The following is a 16135-nucleotide window of genomic DNA, read 5'->3' on the forward strand; positions in this document are numbered from 1 at the left end:
TCTTGTCTTCGGGTATCGACCACGGAGTATGGAGTTTCTGGCCGACCAGTCGGTTCGGGGACTGTTCCGGGCGGCCGAGGTTTACGGCTCCGAAAATCCGCTGCTCATCGTCGGTGCCGCGCTCGGGGCCGTCGTGCTCGCGGTGTCGCTCTGGCTGGTCGTGCGCTGGATTCGGCGGCCGATGGGCGCCAGACTCAAACGGGCGCTGGCGAAGCGGGACGAATTCGTCGTCCTGATGCATCCGAACCCCGACCCCGACGCGATGGCTTGCGCAATCGCTGTCGCGTATCTCGCCGAGACGGTCGATACGGAGACGACGATTCAGTACTCCGGGCAAATTCGCCACCAGGAAAACCGCGCGTTCCGAACCATTCTCGACCTCGAACTCGAACGCGTCGAACACGTCACCGACCTCGCTGCTTCTACCATCGTCCTCGTCGACCACAACACGCCCCGCGGGTTCGACGGTGCGGAGCGAATCGAACCGTACGCGGTCATCGACCACCACCCCGGAAACGGGTCGGGCGAAGTGTTCACCGACAAACGGACGAGCTACGGTTCATGTTCGACCATCGTCGCGGAGTATTTCGGCGAACTCGGTGCGACGCCGGTCGGCCCGGACGAAGCCACTGACGAAAACGAGTTCGTTCTCCCCTCCGACATCGCCACTGGCCTCCTGTACGGCATCCAATCGGACACGAAACATCTCACGAATGGCTGTATCGAAGCCGATTTCGCGTCGAGCGCGTACCTCTATCGGGGCGTCGACGAACACAGTCTCGACCGAATTGCGAATCCGCAGGTGAGCGCCGAAGTGCTCGAAGTCAAATCGCGAGCCATCACCGAACGAGAGGTTCGCGGCTCGTTCGCGGTCTGCAACGTCGGCGAACTCACGAACGCGGACGCCATCCCGCAGGCTGCGGACGAACTCATGCAACTGGAAGGGGTCACCGCCGTCGTCGTCTACGGGCGGCGCGACGACACGCTCCACATCTCAGGACGGTCGCGCGACGACCGGGTTCACATGGGCAAAGCGCTCCAGACCGCGGTGGCAGACATTCCGGGGGCCGACGCGGGCGGTCACGCGCGCATGGGCGGCGGACAAGTCCCCGTCGAATCGGCGGTCGTCGCGGGCGGGATGGAGAGCAGTTTGTGGACTGATCGGGAGTTCACTGACGGAATCTTCGACGCGCTGAACGGCAACGTCTGACGAGACGCGACGAATAGTTACAACAAAGAGAGATTTTTATCCCCTGACCGTCTGGATTGAGATACCGAATGAGTACGCTGGTGGTGTGTGTCGACCGAAACAACGACATCGGGCGCAAGACCGGACTGGAGATGCCCGTCGCGGGGTGGGAGGCGGTTCGGTCGCTCGCCACCGATGTCGGACTCGAAGACCCGGAGGATTCGAGTGTCAACTGTCTGCTCGAAGCCCTCCGCGTCGCCCGCGACCTGCGAGACGAGGACGAGGAGACGACGGTGGCGGTCATCTCCGGCACCGCCGAGACGCGGGTGGGCGCGGATCGCGCCGTCGCCGCGCAGACGGACGAACTTGTGGAGGAACACGATCCTGACTCGGCGATCATCGTCATCGACAGCGCGGAGGACGAGCGTCTCGTCCCCATCGTCGAGAGTCGCGTCCGCGTGGACGCGGTCGACCGCGTGGTCGTCCGGCAGGCCCGCGACATCGAATCCACCTACTATCTGTTGAAGCAGTTTCTCGCCGACGAAGAACTCCGCCAGACTGTGCTCGTCCCGACCGGTATCGCGCTCATCGCCTTTCCCGTCCTGCTCATGCTGTCCGGCCCGGCGCTGGCGGCGGCGGCCATCACCGCCGTCATTGGGCTGTTCACGCTCTACAAGGGACTCGCGATCGGCGATTATTTCCGCGATTTACCCGCGCAGGCCCGCGACGCGCTGTACTCCGGCCGGGTATCCATCGTCACCTACGTCGTCGGGGCGGGGCTGTCGCTCATCGGCGTCTTCGCCGGGGCGTACCGCGCCGCGCCGATGGACGCTTCCGACGGCGTGCTCATGCCCGCGATGGCGTTCACCTTCGCGAGCGTCCCGTGGCTCGCGGTGGCCGCGCTCACCGCGAGCGCGGGCCGATTGCTGGACGAAGCCATCCGCAACGACCGGGTGCGCAACTCCTACCTGAACCTCCCGTTCGGCGTGCTCGCGGTGGGGCTGGTCGTCCGCGGCTTTTCGGCGTACTTCCTCCAGCAGGCCGAGAAGATTCCTCCCGTCACGGTGCCGGAGGTCGCGGTCGGCCAGACCACCGTCGACCAGTTCACGCTCAACCCCGGAACGCGGCTGGCGGTGTACGTCTTCCTCGGCGTCTTCGTCAGCCTGCTCGGCGTTCGCGTGGCCTCCTACGTGAGCGGGACGACGCTGGAAGACGAACTGGTGGAGTAATCGGGGCGCATTTATCCCCCGAACCGCAATCCGAGTCCATGAACCAGCAGGCGTGGGTCAGCCTCTTTTCCGGCGGTAAGGACTCCTCATGGGCGCTCTACCGGGCGCTCGAAGACGGTCTGAACGTCGAGCGACTGCTCACCGTCCACTCGGCGGGCGACTCGTACATGTACCACGTTCCGGCGACCGACCTCGCAGCGCTCGCCGCCGAGAGCATCGGCATCCCGCTCGTCGAGGTCGAAGGCGATTTCGACGCCGAATCGGCCGAGGACGCCGGCGAACAGGGTGACAAGGAAGTCGAGACGCTGGAAACCGCCCTTCGCAACCTCGACGTCGACCTCGCGGGCGTCACGGCGGGCGCGGTCGAAAGCGAGTTCCAGACGAGCAGGATTCGGGCGCTCTGCGACCGCCTCGGCGTTGAACTGTTCGCCCCCCTCTGGCAACGCGACCCCCGCAAACTCGCCCGCGAGATGCAAGACGCCGGGTTCGAGATTCGAATCGTGCAGGTGGCGGCCCGCGGACTGGACGAATCGTGGCTCGGTCGAACGCTGGATGCCGACGCGCTGGCCGACTTGGAACGACTCAACGAGGAGTACGGCGTACACATATTGGGAGAGGGCGGCGAATTCGAGACGCTGGTGACGGACGCGCCGCACATGGAACGCCCCATCGAATTGGAGTATGAAACGGAGTGGGACGGAACGCGAGGGCGGTTACGGATTACGGGCGCTCGGTTGGGGTGAGCGTCGTCTCCGCGAGCGAACGCAGTGAGTGAGCGGACTTTTTGGTGCAGAAAGCTGCGCAACTGCGCGAGTGCTATCGCTCGTGAGGTACGGTGCAGCTTTAGAAGCAGGAGACCACCGTTACGCTTCGTCTCGTCCGTTGGTGATCTGCGTGTGCGCGCCGATGAGTGCGCCGGCCAAATCCATGTTCTCGATGTGCGTCTCCTCGTCGATTATCGAATCACGTACGTCGCAGTCCTGCACCGTCGCGTCCGAGAAGATGATCGCGTTGTTGAGACTGGCGTTGACGAGTTTCGCGCCGTCCATCACATGAACATTCTCGCCGACGGTCGCGTTCTCCAACGTGGCCGACTCGGCGATATATGACTCACCGTCGAGGTACCACGCGACGGCGTCGAGGTAGCTCGCGGGCGTGCCGATGTCGAACCACGCCTCCTCGAACGTGTAGGCGTACACCGATTCTTGGTTCTGCAACCACTGGACGAACCAACCGGGTTCGTCGGGGTTGTTGCCGTCTTCGAGGTACCGTTCGAGCGCCGGGAGGTTCTCCCGGGTGAAGGCGTAGCAGGCGATGGAGACGAGCGTGGACTTGGGGTCGACGGGCTTCTCCTGGAAGTCCACCACCCGGTCGCCGTCGAGTTCGACCAACCCGTAGGATTTTGCCAGCTCTCGGCTCCCCACGTCGTAGGCGGCGAGACACGGGGAGCCTTTCGTTTCGAAGAAGTCGACGAAGTCGCCCACGTCGAAGCTGATGAGGTTGTCGCCGGCGATGACGACGAGGTCGTCGTCGACGTTCTCGCGCTCGACGAGTTGGGCAAGTGCGCCGACGACGCCGAACTTCTCGTCTTCCTCCGAGGTGTCCTCGACGCTGAGTTGAGGTTTTTCGAATCTACTGTCGGCGAGGTAGGTTTCGAAATCCTCGGCGAAGCGTTCGTTGGTGCTGACGTAGACGGTGTCGATGCGGTCGTCGGCTTCCAAATCGGCGAAGATGCGGTCGATGACCGTGGTCTCGCCGATCGGCAGGAACATCTTGGGTCGATGTTTCGTGATCGGCCACAGGCGCGTCGCGTATCCGCCCGCGAGGACGACGGCTTTCATAGCCACATCGTCACGCCCGGCCCGTAAGTCCTTTTTCATCTCCGCGGCCGGATCCTGTTCAAACCGGTTCCCCTCCCCGACATTCGGGCCTCGACGCGGCGGTTCTCGTGTTGCGCGCTCGTGCTCGCTATCGCTCGCCTTCGTGGTGCGCTACTCGTCGAAGAAGGCCGCGAGCAGTTCGTACTGAGCTTTCCGAAGGTGGTAGTGGAGCGTCGGCGACGCGATGTCGAGCGACCCCGCGATCTCCTCCGCCGTGCTTCCCCGCGGCCAGTCGTAGTACCCGGCGAAGTACGCGGCCCGAAGAGCTGTCTCCTGTCGATCGGTGAGGCGGTCGGTGAGCGTCTGCCTGAACTCCTGGGCGGTCTGGATGGACCGGTCTACCGTGCGCTTTCCGATGAGCTTCGACTCCGGATAGGCCGCCTGAAACGTGTCCACGACCCTCCGAACGTCCGCGTCGTGCGGCACTTCCGCGACGAGGAACACCTTGCCGCCGTCCGCGGTAGCGGACTGGACGGCGGCACCGGCCTCGACCAGTCGCTTGACCGTCGATTCGGTCATCACGGTTTCCAGGACGAACCCTTTCTCGTCGGTGTCGATGAGCCGGCATTCGGTGACGTGTTCCGAGTCGGAGACCATTTTCTCGACATGTTGCGGCGGTGCACCTTCGACCCGCACGTAGTGGAGCAGTTGTCCCTCCGAGGCCGGGACGAGACCGTGTAAGTGACACGTACAGTTCAGTCGACGGGAGACGGACAGAAACACTCCTCGGGTGTCACTCACCTGAAATTCGAGTTCGACGGAGGTGTCCGACAGCAGGAGCTTCTTGTTCTTCGCGGCGTTGATGGCGAATCCGATGGTGTCCCCGAGGATTTCGAGGGCGGCTTGCGCTCGCTCGCTCAGCACGCCCGTCCGCGTCGAGACGAGCGAGAGCGACCCGTACATTGTGTTTCCGTACGAGAGCGGGATGGAGATCCCCGATTCGATTCCTCGGGAGACCGCTTCTTCCCGAACCGTCTGCGGGAGCAGGTCGGTCTCCCGAACGTCCCGGATAACCTGTAGTTCGTCGTTCTGCATCGCCATCGTGGCGGGGTCGTCGCCGATGTCCGCCTCGAGCGCGACGAGCGTGTCGAGATAGCCGTCGATACCGCCGGCACGGATTCGCGGTGCGATGCCGTCCCGGCTGACTTCGCTCTCGTCGGTCCACGCGAGTTCGTACAGCCCCGATTCGACCATCCGCTTGCACGCCAACTGTTCGATATCGTCGCGTGTCGCGGCGCGGACGAGTTCGTGGATGACCTCCTGGATCAACCGATGTATCTGGTTCAGCATCTCCAGTTCGTCGTGTTGCCGCGCCAGCGTGCGTTCGCGCTCTCGACGCTCCGTCACGTCACGAGCGACCCAGACGACGACATCCCGCCCGTCGATTCGGGTTCCGAGCGGCGTCGTCCGAGCCTCGAACCAGCGCGTCCCTTTCGCAACGTCCAGCGGGTACTCCATCGTCTGGACGTTCCCCGTCTCCAGCGTTCGGTGAATGTGCGTGAGGAACTGCTCCGCCGTTTCTTCGGGAAACACGTCGTGGAGTTGTCGCCCGACGAGATCGGGCGGGGCGGCGGCGGCGAGACTCTCGGTGTTCGGCCCGACCAGCAACTCGCGGTAGCGCCCTTCGTCGTCGAGGAGGAAGGCGACATCCGGAAACGCGGTCATGAGCGCCCTGATGCGGCTCTCACCGCGACCGGTGAGGTGCCTGTCGATGGCGGTCTCGATTCGCCCGCGGAGGTCGTCCAATCCGTCGATGGCGTCTCGGGGGAGATAGTCGCTCACGCCCTCCACGACGGCCTCGCTGGCGATTCGCTCGTCACCCGCGCCGGTGAACATCACGAACGGGAGGTTCGGATGCTCGTCGCGCACCGATTCGAGGAGGTCAAGACCGTCGCCGTCCGGCAGGTCGTAGTTGCTTACGACGCAGTCTATCGCTTCGGCTCCGAGACGGATGAGACAGTCCGCCGCGGACGATTCGACGCGGACGGTCACGTCGTCGTGTTCGCGGTCGAATCGACCCGAGATATCGGTCTCGTGTTCCACGAAGAGAACGGTACGACTGCTCGACGTGGTGATGGCGTGTGAGGTGGTTTCGGTATCATGTGTCTGGAACGGACGCTCCCCCATCGTAGCGTAGCACATGCACTCCGACGGGAAAACGGTTTATGTTGTCACTTTCGTCGCGGTAGAGATTTGAACGAGCGCCGGGTATCGCATACCATGCGTGACGATGAAACGACGCGCGAGCGGATCGCGGCCTTTCTCCGGTCGGAGTCCGCCACGCCGAGCGCCATCGTAGCGGAGTTCGACATCACCGCCGGAGCGGCGATTCGCCACGTCAGGCACATTGCGCGGTCGGTCGAATCGAATGGGGAACGACTGCTCGTCGCCCCGCCGGAATGTCGGGACTGTGGGTTCGACCGCTTCGACGACCCGGCAAACCGCCCGTCGCGGTGTCCGGAGTGCAAGAGCGAGGCCATCGAGGAACCCGCGTTTACGATCCGCGGCGACGAGTGACGACCCACGCTTTCGGTATGCACCGACGCGAGTCGGAGACGTTGCTCCGTCTTTTCGGCTCGAAAGGCGTTCGCGTCTTTCGACAGTTCAGCGGTATCCGAGCGCTTCGAGATGGTTTTCGACGGCGATTGTGTCCTCGTCTTCGCTCTTCGGCGTATGCGTCTCCGCGTCGGTGGCCGTGGTTACCGCCCACGGAACTTTCTTGACGACCGGGAGCGGAACGCCCGTCGGGTGGCCGTGAATGCGACCCTCGCCGAATACTTCGCCGTGGTCGGACGAGATGATGACTCGCTCCGCGTCGAGGTTTTCGAGCAGGAGTTCGACGTCGTCGAGCATGTATCGCAAGTTTTTGAGGTACATGTCCCACGCTTCCGCCCGGCTCAGATTGCCTCGACGGAGCGCCGACCACGGTTTCGTTTCCACCTGCGTGAGTTGGTCGCCGGTATGGGCCGCCCTGGACATGTACGGCGTGTGTGGCTGCGCGTAGTGGAACAGGCACCGCTCGGCGTCGACCTCGCGGGCGGTTTCGATGGCGTGGTCGGTGAGGTACCGGGGCGGGACGTTGCCGAGTTCGTCGTCGTGGCCCTGTCGCCAGGCCGGGACGTACTCCTTGAAGTCCGCTGCGGTGCCGACGTTGTCTCGCAGCCAGCCGAACGGCATCGAGACGCTGGGCGCGTATCGCCCCTTGATGAACGCGTTCCGGTCGAAACCGTTCGCGGTGACGAGCGCCGTCTCGCGGACGTCCGAAAGATGGTCGGTGGTGAACGTTTTCACGAGCCACTCGTAAGAGCCGCTGCCGACGGACCAGATCGAGCCGATGCGCTCCTATTCGAGGAAGTCATACTCGTCGGCGACGGTTCGTAAGGCGTCGACGCGACAGGCGTCGAGGATGATGAGCGTGTCCCACTCGAGGTCGTACACGTTCGGAACGAACGTGTGCCGCGAAGTGAGGGTAAACCACGGGCCGAGATACGTACACTAGAGGGCTTGCATCAGAGCGCGTGAGGGGTTCTTTCGAACGTTCTCACGAAATTCGGAGATTCAACCTCGGAAGCTAACGGGCATCTTCTGAAAGTATTCTAAATGGTGAAAGTATGGTTTATAGGCTATATAAAATAATGTATTATAAGTGTAAAATTATTGTATCTTATATGCGATGGCGATAAATAAGCGCGGGTCGCGGACGGGATTCCGCCACGGCGGTTCGCTCTCGTCCGGTGAATCGGAAGTTCGAGCCGCTAATCGAATCCCAACGACCGGTTCGAAGATAGATCGTACTCTATCGATGACCCCCGCTGAACGAACTCGTACTCCGGGTCGGTGAGGTAGACCGCGCCGTCTTCCACCGCGATATCGACTGCTTCGAGCACGGCACCCTCGCAGGGACCGTAGGTGCAGACCCCCGAGTCCGCCTCGAACAGCGCGCCGTGTTTCCCGCAGACGAGCTCCCCGTCGCGCACGGTCGCGCCATCGCCCTTGTCGAAGCGAACGTCCGTCCAGTGCTGGCAGTAGTTCCGCCACGCTCGGATTTCGCCGTCCTGTTCGACGAGGATGGCTTCCTCCTCGTCGAATCCGTTCCGAATCGTGAACAGAAAGGTCGTGTCGTCCGGAATCTCGGAAACGGCGGCGATTCGGTGGTCGTCCTCCATCGACCGGGAGTAGCCGGCGCGGACGTTTGAGACTTTTCAATAGTGGCGCGACTCGACCAGCGCGTCGAACGCGTCGGAGAGTTCTCGGGTGACGGTGCCGCCCCGAATCTCGACGTCGTCCAGTCGGGCGAGAGGTCGAACCTCCCACGTCGTGTTGGTCAAGAACGCCTCGTCGGCGCGTCGAACCGCCTCGGGGTCGTAGTGGCCCGTCTCGGTCGGAACGGCGGATTCCGCCGCGAGTTCGAGGACAACCCGGCGCGTGACGCCGGGGAGAACCGGCCCCGCGAGCGACGGGGTGTGGAGCACCCCGTCGCGGACGAAAAACAGGTTGCTCGTCGCACCTTCCGTGAGATTCCCTTGCGAGTCGAGCATGAGTGCTTCGTCGGCGTCGGTTTCGAGTCGCGCGAGGATTCCGTTCAGGTAGTTGTGCGTCTTCGCGTGCGCGGGGAGCGCGGCGTCGGGCGCGCGCCGGGTTTCGACCACCTCGGCGGTGGCCGGCGCGTCCCACACCGACTCGCCGGAGCCATCGTCGTTTCTGCCGCCTCGCGGAAGTTCGGCGACGATGACAACGACGGTCGGTTCCTCGGCAGGGCCGGGGGTGAGCTTTCCCGGTTGCGCGCCCCTCGAAATCGAGAGTTTGACGTAGGCCTCCCGTAGGTCGTTCGCGTCGAGGGTTGCGCGGACGCGCGCTCGGAGGTCGTCGTCGCCGATGCCGTGGTCGAGCGAGAGCGCGTCGCAGGTCGCCCGCAGGCGGTCGGCGTGGGCGTCCCACTCGAACACGTCGCCGCCGTAGGTGCGCAGGGTTTCGAACGCGGCGTCGCCGTACATGAATCCGCGGTCGCGCACGCTCACCATCGCTTCGTCGGCAGGGACGAGGTCGCCGTTTACGTGGTACAACATAGCTCACGGAAGTTTCGGACGAGTCGTTTCCCCTCGTCGGTGAGGATGCTCTCGGGGTAGAACTGGACACCGACGTGGGGTAACTCGGCGTGGCGAACACCCATCACGGTTCGGCGCTCGTCGGCGGTTCGGGCAGTCTCGACCAGCGCGTCGGGGATGTCGCGTCGCTCGACCGCCAGCGAGTGGTAGCGCCCGACTTCGAGCTCCTCCGGAAGGCCTTCGAAGATTCCCCGCCCGTCGTGGCTCACCGCTGAGGGTTTGCCGTGGACGACTTCGGGGGCGCGGACGACCGGTGCGCCGTGGGCCGCACAGAGCGCTTGGTGGCCCAGACAGACCCCCAGTGTGGGGTAGGTCGTCTCCGCGAAGATGGGGATGGAGACGCCCGCGTCGGCGGGCGTTCCGGGGCCGGGTGAGACGACGATGCCGTCTGGGTCGAGGTCGCGGATGCCGGCCACGTCGACGGCGTCGTTGCGCCGAACGACGACCTCGTCGGCGAACTCGCCGATGTATTGGACGAGGTTGTAGGCGAACGAGTCGTAGTTGTCGATGACGAGGATCATTTTCGCGTGGATGTCGTTGGTTTCAGGAGTCGCGCCGAACGTGTTGGTCGATGTTCGAAGTGTCACAGGTAAAAGGTGCTGGTCGGCCTTCGAGAAAGCTCAGCTGTCAAAACGACGATGTCCTCGGACGTCGTCGGATAAACGAGTTACTTCTATCTGTCTTCGAGCGCCCGATCCCTTTCGGTCCCGCCCCTACCGCCACCGCACCTCGTCCTCCCCAGCCTCCTCGCTCCCAATGGTCGCTCGTCCCTCGCGTGATAGCCAGGCAGGCCCTCGCTGGCCTCGGGCCTGCTGGCGCACGCGCCAGTGCGGTAAGTGTCACGCCGAGACGCCTGGATTTTCCACGGTAACGCGCACCGACGGGGTGGGGTAGCCTACTCAGGGATTTTCGAGGACGAACTGAATACTCCAATATCTCGTCTCTCCTACTCCACGGAAAACCCGTCTTTTCGACCGAGAGCCTCGTCAATAGCCTTCACGAGTGCTTTCCCCTTCGCCAGCGTCTCCTCGTACTCGCGCTCCGGCACGGAATCGTGGACGATACCCGCCCCGACGCGCAGGTGGTACTCGTCACGATGACGAACCAGCGTCCGGATGACGATGTTCAGGGCCGCTCGGTCGTCGAAGCCCAACACCCCGACGCTCCCGGTGTACGGCCCCCGGCGAGTCGTTTCCAGTTCGTCGATTATCTCCATCGTCCGAGGTTTCGGCGCGCCCGTGATGGTGCCGCCGGGGAACACCGCCGCGATGGCGTCCGTGAGGTTCACGTCGGGGCGACGACGCGCGGCGACCTCGGAGACGAGGTGCATCACCTCGGAGTAGCCGTCCACCCGGCGGTAGTCGGTCACCTCGACGCTCCTGTACTCGGCGACCTTCCCGAGGTCGTTCCGTTCGAGGTCGACGAGCATCGCGTGTTCGGCGCGTTCCTTCTCGTCGCCGAGTAAATCCGCCTCCAGTTCCGCGTCCTCCTCGGGATTCTTCCCGCGCGGTCGCGTCCCCGCGATTGGTTCCGTCAGAACGCGGTCGCCGTCCACGTCGAGCAGGAGTTCCGGACTGGCGCTCACCAGATCGACGCCGGGGAACTCTAACAGCGCGGAGTAGGGTGCGGGATTCACTCGCCGCAGGGCGTCGAACGCCTCGACCGGGTGGACACCCGCGGGCGCTTCGAGTCGCTGGGAAATGTTCGCCTGAAACGTCTCGCCGTCGCGGATGTGGCGCTTGACTGCCCGTACGCGCTCCGCGAACGCCTCGACACCGCACGCGCTGACGAACGACCCCTGTTCGTCGGTGGGCGGTGCACCGACGCTCGCGTCCCCGTTCGTGGCCGCCCGCGCGAGCGCCAGCGCCCGCTCGCGGGCGGCGTCGTACGTCGCGTCGAGGTCGGCGGTCGCGCCGGGGTCATCGGTCACGTCGGCGTCACCGAGTCGCAGGCACGCGGTCGCTCGAAGCGTGACGCTCTCTGAATCGTTTCGCGCCCGCCACGCCGCAACGCAGTCGTACAGCCCGAATTGGAGTCGCGGCAGTCCCCGGTCGTCGTCGGCCGACCCCGGTAGCGCTTCGAGTTCTCGCGCGAGGTCGTAGGAGAGCCAGCCGAACAGGCCGCAGGGGTACGGTACGTCGCACTCCCCGCGCACCAGTCGCTCGTCGTCCAACACGCCACCCAGTGCGCCGAGACTCGGCCCCGGAGCGTCGGTGAGCGACACCGCATCAGGGTGCGCTTGCAGTCGCGCCGTCGGTTCGACGCCGAAGTAGCCCCAACCGGACTGTCCGCCGGTCGTGGCGAGATAGAAACCGCCAGCGCCGTCTCGCGCCCGCCGATACGCGAGGAACGGGTCGTCCACCCGAACCCGCGCTTCGACGGGAATCCGCGCCCCCGTCGGTGCGTCGCGGGCCGTCTCGCGGTACGACGCCCGCGGGGTGACGACCGTCGGTTCCTCACATCGATTTCGCACGCTCTATCCAGCCTTTGACTCGCTTCGGCGAGAGGTCGGTTTCGTCCGCGAGTTCCTCGGCGTCCGCGGTCGCCAGCGCCGCCGAGTCCTCCACGCCCGCGTTCCGCAGTCGCTCGGCGTACGCCGGGCCGATTCCCTTCACGTCTTCCAGGGGTCGTCCCACTTCAGCTTCGATTTCGGACTCGTCCTCCGCTTCGTCTTCCTCGGCCCCCGGTCGTTCAACCTCCTCTGTCGTCGGCTCGGTTTCGACGTCTCCTTCGGTTTCGGGTACCCCTTCGACCGCTTCGTCGGACTTTTCGTCGCCCTCTTCCGGCCCCGGTTCGGGTTCGGTCGCCTCCGTCTGCGCCGGTTGCCCGGCTTCGGGTTCCGGTCCGGTCGCCTCCGCCGGTTCGGCGGCGGTGTCCGGTTCGGCTTCTTCGATGTGTTCCGTCGGTTCGCCCTCGTCCACGACGTCCTCTGTCGAGACGCTCGTGTCTTCCGCGGGGGACTCGTCGGTCTGTTTCACTGCCTTCTCGTTAGTCGTGTCGGGTTGCTCGCTCGCCTCGGTCGGTTCGCGCTCTATCGTCACGCCCGAGTCGCTCCGGCGCGTCTGCGACCGTTCCTCGCCGAGACCGAGCAAGGATTTCAGCCGTGTGATAAGCCCCATTGTGGGACAGTACAGAGTCCCTTCACTTAAAGGCGTCTTCGCAGGACGGCGTTCATCCGTTCCACGGGAGCGTTCCGGCCAGTCCAGAGTTCGAACGCCGCGACTCCCTGAAAGAGAAGCATCCACGCCCCGTCGATGGTCGTCGCCCCGCGCGCGCCCGCCTCGCGGAGCAATCGCGTTTCGAGCGGGCGGTACACCGCGTCCATCACCGCGAGGTCGCCGTGAAGCGCGTCGGCGGGAACCGGGGAGACGTCGTCTTCCATCCCGACGCTCGTCGCGTTGACCAGCACGTCCGCGGTCGAAACGAGTTCGGGCAGCGAATCGAGTCCGTGCGCGCTCGCGCCCGGCACATCCGCGGCCAGCGACTCGGCGCGCGTGACGGTTCGGTTCGCTATCTCGACCGCCGTCCCTTCGTCGGCCAGCGCGAACGCGATGGCCCGGGCCGCCCCGCCGGCACCGACGACGACTGCAGATTGTCCGTCGAGTGTCACGCTGTGACGCTCGAATGCACGACGCGCGCCCTCGCCGTCGGTGTTGTGGCCCGTGGGCGTCGATGTCGAGAAGTCGACGGTGTTCACCGCGCCGATCCGCTCCGCGAGCGCGTCGGGTTCGACGTGTGCGAGAACGTCCTCCTTGAACGGAATCGTGACGTTTAGTCCCCGAACGCCGAGCGCCCGCGCTCCTTCGACCGCCGGGCCGATAGCCTCCGGTTCGAAGGTAACGTAGCGCGCGTCCAATCCGAGTTCGTCGTAGGCCGCCTCGTGCATCGGCGGCGACAGCGAGTGACCGACCGGGTTGCCGAGCAGTCCGTACACGTCCATGGATACTACGCTATCCTCTCGGACGATTAACCCCTTCCATCCGATAACGCAAAATCTACTTAAGGTCCCACGCTACAGGTGACAAGAGACATGTCTAACCGATTACGACATCCCCTCGTTGCGGTTCTGTTCTCGGTGCTGCTGACGCTACCGTGGCTTGCCGTAAAGATCACGGGGATGAGAGAATCGCTTTCGAGACCCACGGTCATCGCGCTCACGGGAATCTCGATCCTCGGCGCGTCGTTCCTCCTCGCGTGGGCCGCCGAAACCGCCGAGGAAGACGTTCCGCGCGCGTTCGCGCTGGCCGTCCTTGCGGTGCTCGCCGTCGCGCCCGAGTACGCCGTCGACGCGCTGTACGCGTGGGAAGCCGGAGCGAACGTCGGAACACCGCTCGGCGCGGAGAAGGCGAGTCTCGCAGTCGCCAACATGACGGGTGCGAACCGCATCCTCATCGGTATCGGCTGGTCAGCCATCGCCATCTTCGCCATCTACAAGGCGCGCAAGACGGACGACCCGGCGGTTGAACGACGGAGCGGTTTCCTTGCCGACTGCGTCCGACTCGACAAGGACATATCGACCGAAATCCTGTTCCTGTTCGTCGCCACCATCTACGCCTTCTTCGTCCCGTTCGGCGGCGGTATCGGCGCCACGGATATGCTATTCCTCGTCGGACTGTACCTCATGTACATCTACTTCACCCTACAGGCGGAGCACACCGACGAAGAACAGGTCGGCATTCCGGCGTACTTCCAATCATTCAAGAAGAGCATTCGCGTTCCCACGTACGTCGGAATGTTCCTCTTCGCCGGAGCGGTGATCTTCATCGCGGTCGAACCGTTCGCGCACGGACTGGAACAGTACGGGGAGCAGATCGGCATCCCGCCGTTCCTGATGATTCAGTGGGTCGCCCCGCTCGCAAGCGAGAGTCCGGAACTCATCGTCACGGCGTACCTCGTGAACAAGGCGCGTTCGACGGCGGCGTTCAACGCGCTCATCTCCTCGAAGCTGAACCAGTGGACGCTCCTCATCGGCACGCTCGTGCTCGTTTACAGCATCTCGCTGGGCTACTACGCGCACCTCCCACTCGAACAGAAGCAGATCGGTGAGATATGGTTGACCGCGGCACAGAGTTTCTTCGCGCTCGCCATCCTCGTCAATTTCAACATCAGCATCCGCGAGGCGCTCGCCCTGCTCGTGTTGTTCCTCGTGCAACTCTGGCCCGACTTCCACCACTACGAGGCGCTCATCGCGTTCAGCGCCATCTACATCGTCTTGGGCGTCGTCCTACTCGCGCTTCGACGCGAGGCGCTCCAGCTGCTCGTCGGGCGCGTCTATTACCGCATTACCGGTCGGAAGCGAAGGCCGGCGGAGCAGGTCTAACGCCATCGACGCCCTTTTTTCGGTTTAGCGCCGACTCCCGACCGTGATCGCCGTTCTCGTCAGTCGCGCCGACCACGCCTCCGAACACATTGGCGAGCACCTGCGTTCGGAGACCAACTGGACAGCCCACGAAGACGAAACCCGCCCGGACGCCGAGGGCGGGGGTCGCTACTACCGAACGGACGGGTTCGAACTCCGCGAGTTCGACGCGCTCCACCTCGACATCGAGGGCGCAGCGGACGCCTTCGCCGACCCCGACCTCCTCGTCTTCGCTTCCCGGCACTCCGGCGATACCGGACCGTTGCTCACCGCGCACTTCACGGGGAACTTCGGCCCGGCGCAGTTCGGCGGCGAGGACGGCGAACTGGCTCGGGCGTGCCCGAACGCGCACGCCCAACTGCTTCGCGCGTTCGACGAGCACGCGCCCCCCGAGTACGACGTTGGCATGGAGTGTACTCACCACGGGCCGAGCACCGTCGGCGTCCCCTCGATGTTCGTGGAACTGGGGAGCGACGAGGACCAGTGGCGCGACTCCGAGGCCGCCCGCGCCGTCGCGCGCGCCATCCTCGACCTCCGGGGCGTCGACTCCGCCCGAGAGCGCCAGTTCGTCGGCTTCGGCGGCGGCCACTACGCCCCGCGATTCGAGCGCATCGTCCGCGAGACGGAGTGGGCGGTCGGGCACATCGCGTCGGACTGGAACTTGGAGGCGATGGGGTCGCCCGCGGAGAACCGCGAGACGATTCGGCGTGCGTTCGAGCGAAGCGACGCGGAGTACGCCGTCTGCGAGGGCGACTACCCCGAACTGGCGTCGGTCGTCGCCGACCTCGGCTATCGAACCGTGAGCGAGACGTGGGTTCGAGAGGTGTCCGGCGTCCCTCTCTCGCTCGCCGAGCGACTGGAAGCCAACCTCTCGTCGGTCGAGTCGGGGCTCCGATTCGGCGACCTCGCGGACGCGTCGGGGGAGTTCAAGGTCGTCGGGCTTCCCGACGACCTGGTCGCCGTCGCCGCGGGAATCGACCGCGAGCGGGTGCGCGAACTCGTCGCCGAGCACACCCTCGCGTTCGAGACGGAAGAGGGTGGCACGCTGGCGGCCGGGAGCGCGGCGGTTCGCGGCCCGAACGATTACGACGCCATCGTGGCTGAACTGGCGGGTGTACTGGGGGAGAAGTACGACGACGTGGAACGCTTCGCGAACGAGGTCGTGGTGCGGAAGGTCGCCTTCGACCCTCAGAAGGCTCGCCGATTGGGCGTTCCGGAAGGCCCCGAGTTCGGCAAACTCTCGTCCGGCGTCGCGGTGACGGTGAACGACGAGACGATTCCACCGGACGCGGTTCAGACCGAACGCATCCGCCGTTATCACGTATGAACCGTGACCTGTCGTCAGACGTACGTCATCCAGAGGGGAAAGATAA

General features: G+C 64.7%; 15 protein-coding genes. 6 read left to right on the forward strand and 9 right to left on the reverse strand.

What is annotated here, in order from left to right:
- Nucleotides 1–28 precede the first annotated feature (28 nt).
- The 3 genes from LIW51_RS03280 (at nt 29) to LIW51_RS03290 (ending at nt 3161) form a co-directional block, all read left to right on the forward strand.
- Nucleotides 29–1210, forward strand: coding sequence for a DHH family phosphoesterase (locus LIW51_RS03280; protein WP_227375808.1), 1182 nt, complete (start codon nt 29–31; stop codon nt 1208–1210).
- A 68-nt stretch (nt 1211–1278) separates the two neighbouring features.
- Nucleotides 1279–2418: a DUF373 family protein gene (locus tag LIW51_RS03285; RefSeq protein ID WP_227375809.1), complete on the forward strand. Its 1140-nt coding sequence runs from the start codon at nt 1279–1281 to the stop codon at nt 2416–2418.
- Nucleotides 2419–2456: 38 nt separating this feature from the next.
- The gene (locus tag LIW51_RS03290; RefSeq protein WP_227375810.1) at nt 2457–3161 is read left to right on the forward strand and encodes a diphthine--ammonia ligase; all 705 of its coding nucleotides are present in this window, start codon (nt 2457–2459) and stop codon (nt 3159–3161) included.
- 120 nt (nt 3162–3281) lie between these two features.
- On the opposite strand, the gene LIW51_RS03295 is transcribed toward LIW51_RS03290, so the two are convergent.
- Together LIW51_RS03295 and LIW51_RS03300 are read right to left on the reverse strand one after the other, a co-directional pair.
- Complete coding sequence (locus LIW51_RS03295) at nt 3282–4259, reverse strand: nucleotidyltransferase family protein (protein ID WP_227376726.1); 978 nt, start codon at nt 4257–4259, stop codon at nt 3282–3284.
- A gap of 150 nt (nt 4260–4409) precedes the next feature.
- Nucleotides 4410–6425 (reverse strand): bacterio-opsin activator domain-containing protein, encoded by a 2016-nt coding sequence (locus LIW51_RS03300; RefSeq protein WP_227375811.1) that lies wholly within the window; start codon nt 6423–6425, stop codon nt 4410–4412.
- Between the two features lie 93 nt (nt 6426–6518).
- Between LIW51_RS03300 and LIW51_RS03305 the strand changes: the two genes are divergently transcribed.
- Nucleotides 6519–6815, forward strand: coding sequence for a transcriptional regulator (locus tag LIW51_RS03305; RefSeq protein WP_227375812.1), 297 nt, complete (start codon nt 6519–6521; stop codon nt 6813–6815).
- A gap of 87 nt (nt 6816–6902) precedes the next feature.
- Here the strand turns inward: LIW51_RS03305 and LIW51_RS03310 are convergent, their stop codons facing one another.
- The 7 genes from LIW51_RS03310 to LIW51_RS03340 form a co-directional block, all read right to left on the reverse strand.
- Nucleotides 6903–7589 (reverse strand): alkaline phosphatase family protein, encoded by a 687-nt coding sequence (locus LIW51_RS03310; RefSeq protein ID WP_227375813.1) that lies wholly within the window; start codon nt 7587–7589, stop codon nt 6903–6905.
- A 464-nt stretch (nt 7590–8053) separates the two neighbouring features.
- Nucleotides 8054–8464 (reverse strand): Rieske (2Fe-2S) protein, encoded by a 411-nt coding sequence (locus tag LIW51_RS03315; RefSeq protein ID WP_227375814.1) that lies wholly within the window; start codon nt 8462–8464, stop codon nt 8054–8056.
- 36 nt (nt 8465–8500) lie between these two features.
- On the reverse strand, nt 8501–9364 hold the full coding sequence (locus tag LIW51_RS03320) for an aminotransferase class IV (protein ID WP_227375815.1): 864 nt from the start codon (nt 9362–9364) through the stop codon (nt 8501–8503).
- Nucleotides 9349–9924 carry an anthranilate synthase component II gene (locus LIW51_RS03325; RefSeq protein WP_227376727.1) on the reverse strand — a complete coding sequence of 192 codons (576 nt, stop codon included), beginning with the start codon at nt 9922–9924 and terminating at the stop codon, nt 9349–9351. Before LIW51_RS03325 ends, LIW51_RS03320 begins: the two co-directional genes overlap by 16 nt.
- Nucleotides 9925–10349: 425 nt before the next feature.
- A complete protein-coding gene (locus tag LIW51_RS03330; RefSeq protein WP_227375816.1) occupies nt 10350–11876 on the reverse strand; it encodes an anthranilate synthase component I family protein in 1527 nt (508 codons plus the stop codon).
- A complete protein-coding gene (locus tag LIW51_RS03335) occupies nt 11860–12522 on the reverse strand; it encodes a helix-hairpin-helix domain-containing protein (RefSeq protein WP_227375817.1) in 663 nt (220 codons plus the stop codon). The genes LIW51_RS03330 and LIW51_RS03335 overlap by 17 nt, the downstream gene beginning before the upstream one ends.
- Before the next feature lie 26 nt (nt 12523–12548).
- Nucleotides 12549–13343, reverse strand: a complete 795-nt coding sequence (locus LIW51_RS03340) for a shikimate dehydrogenase (protein ID WP_227375818.1) — start codon at nt 13341–13343, stop codon at nt 12549–12551.
- Nucleotides 13344–13433: 90 nt separating this feature from the next.
- Here LIW51_RS03340 and LIW51_RS03345 point away from each other — a divergent pair, with 90 nt between their 5' ends.
- Nucleotides 13434–14723 carry a calcium:cation antiporter family protein gene (locus LIW51_RS03345; protein WP_227375819.1) on the forward strand — a complete coding sequence of 430 codons (1290 nt, stop codon included), beginning with the start codon at nt 13434–13436 and terminating at the stop codon, nt 14721–14723.
- A gap of 43 nt (nt 14724–14766) precedes the next feature.
- A complete protein-coding gene (locus LIW51_RS03350) occupies nt 14767–16089 on the forward strand; it encodes a D-aminoacyl-tRNA deacylase (RefSeq protein WP_227375820.1) in 1323 nt (440 codons plus the stop codon).
- Nucleotides 16090–16135: the final 46 nt, after the last annotated feature.

Source organism: Haladaptatus halobius (assembly GCF_020618475.1).
Taxonomy (GTDB): Archaea; Halobacteriota; Halobacteria; order Halobacteriales; family Haladaptataceae; genus Haladaptatus; species Haladaptatus halobius.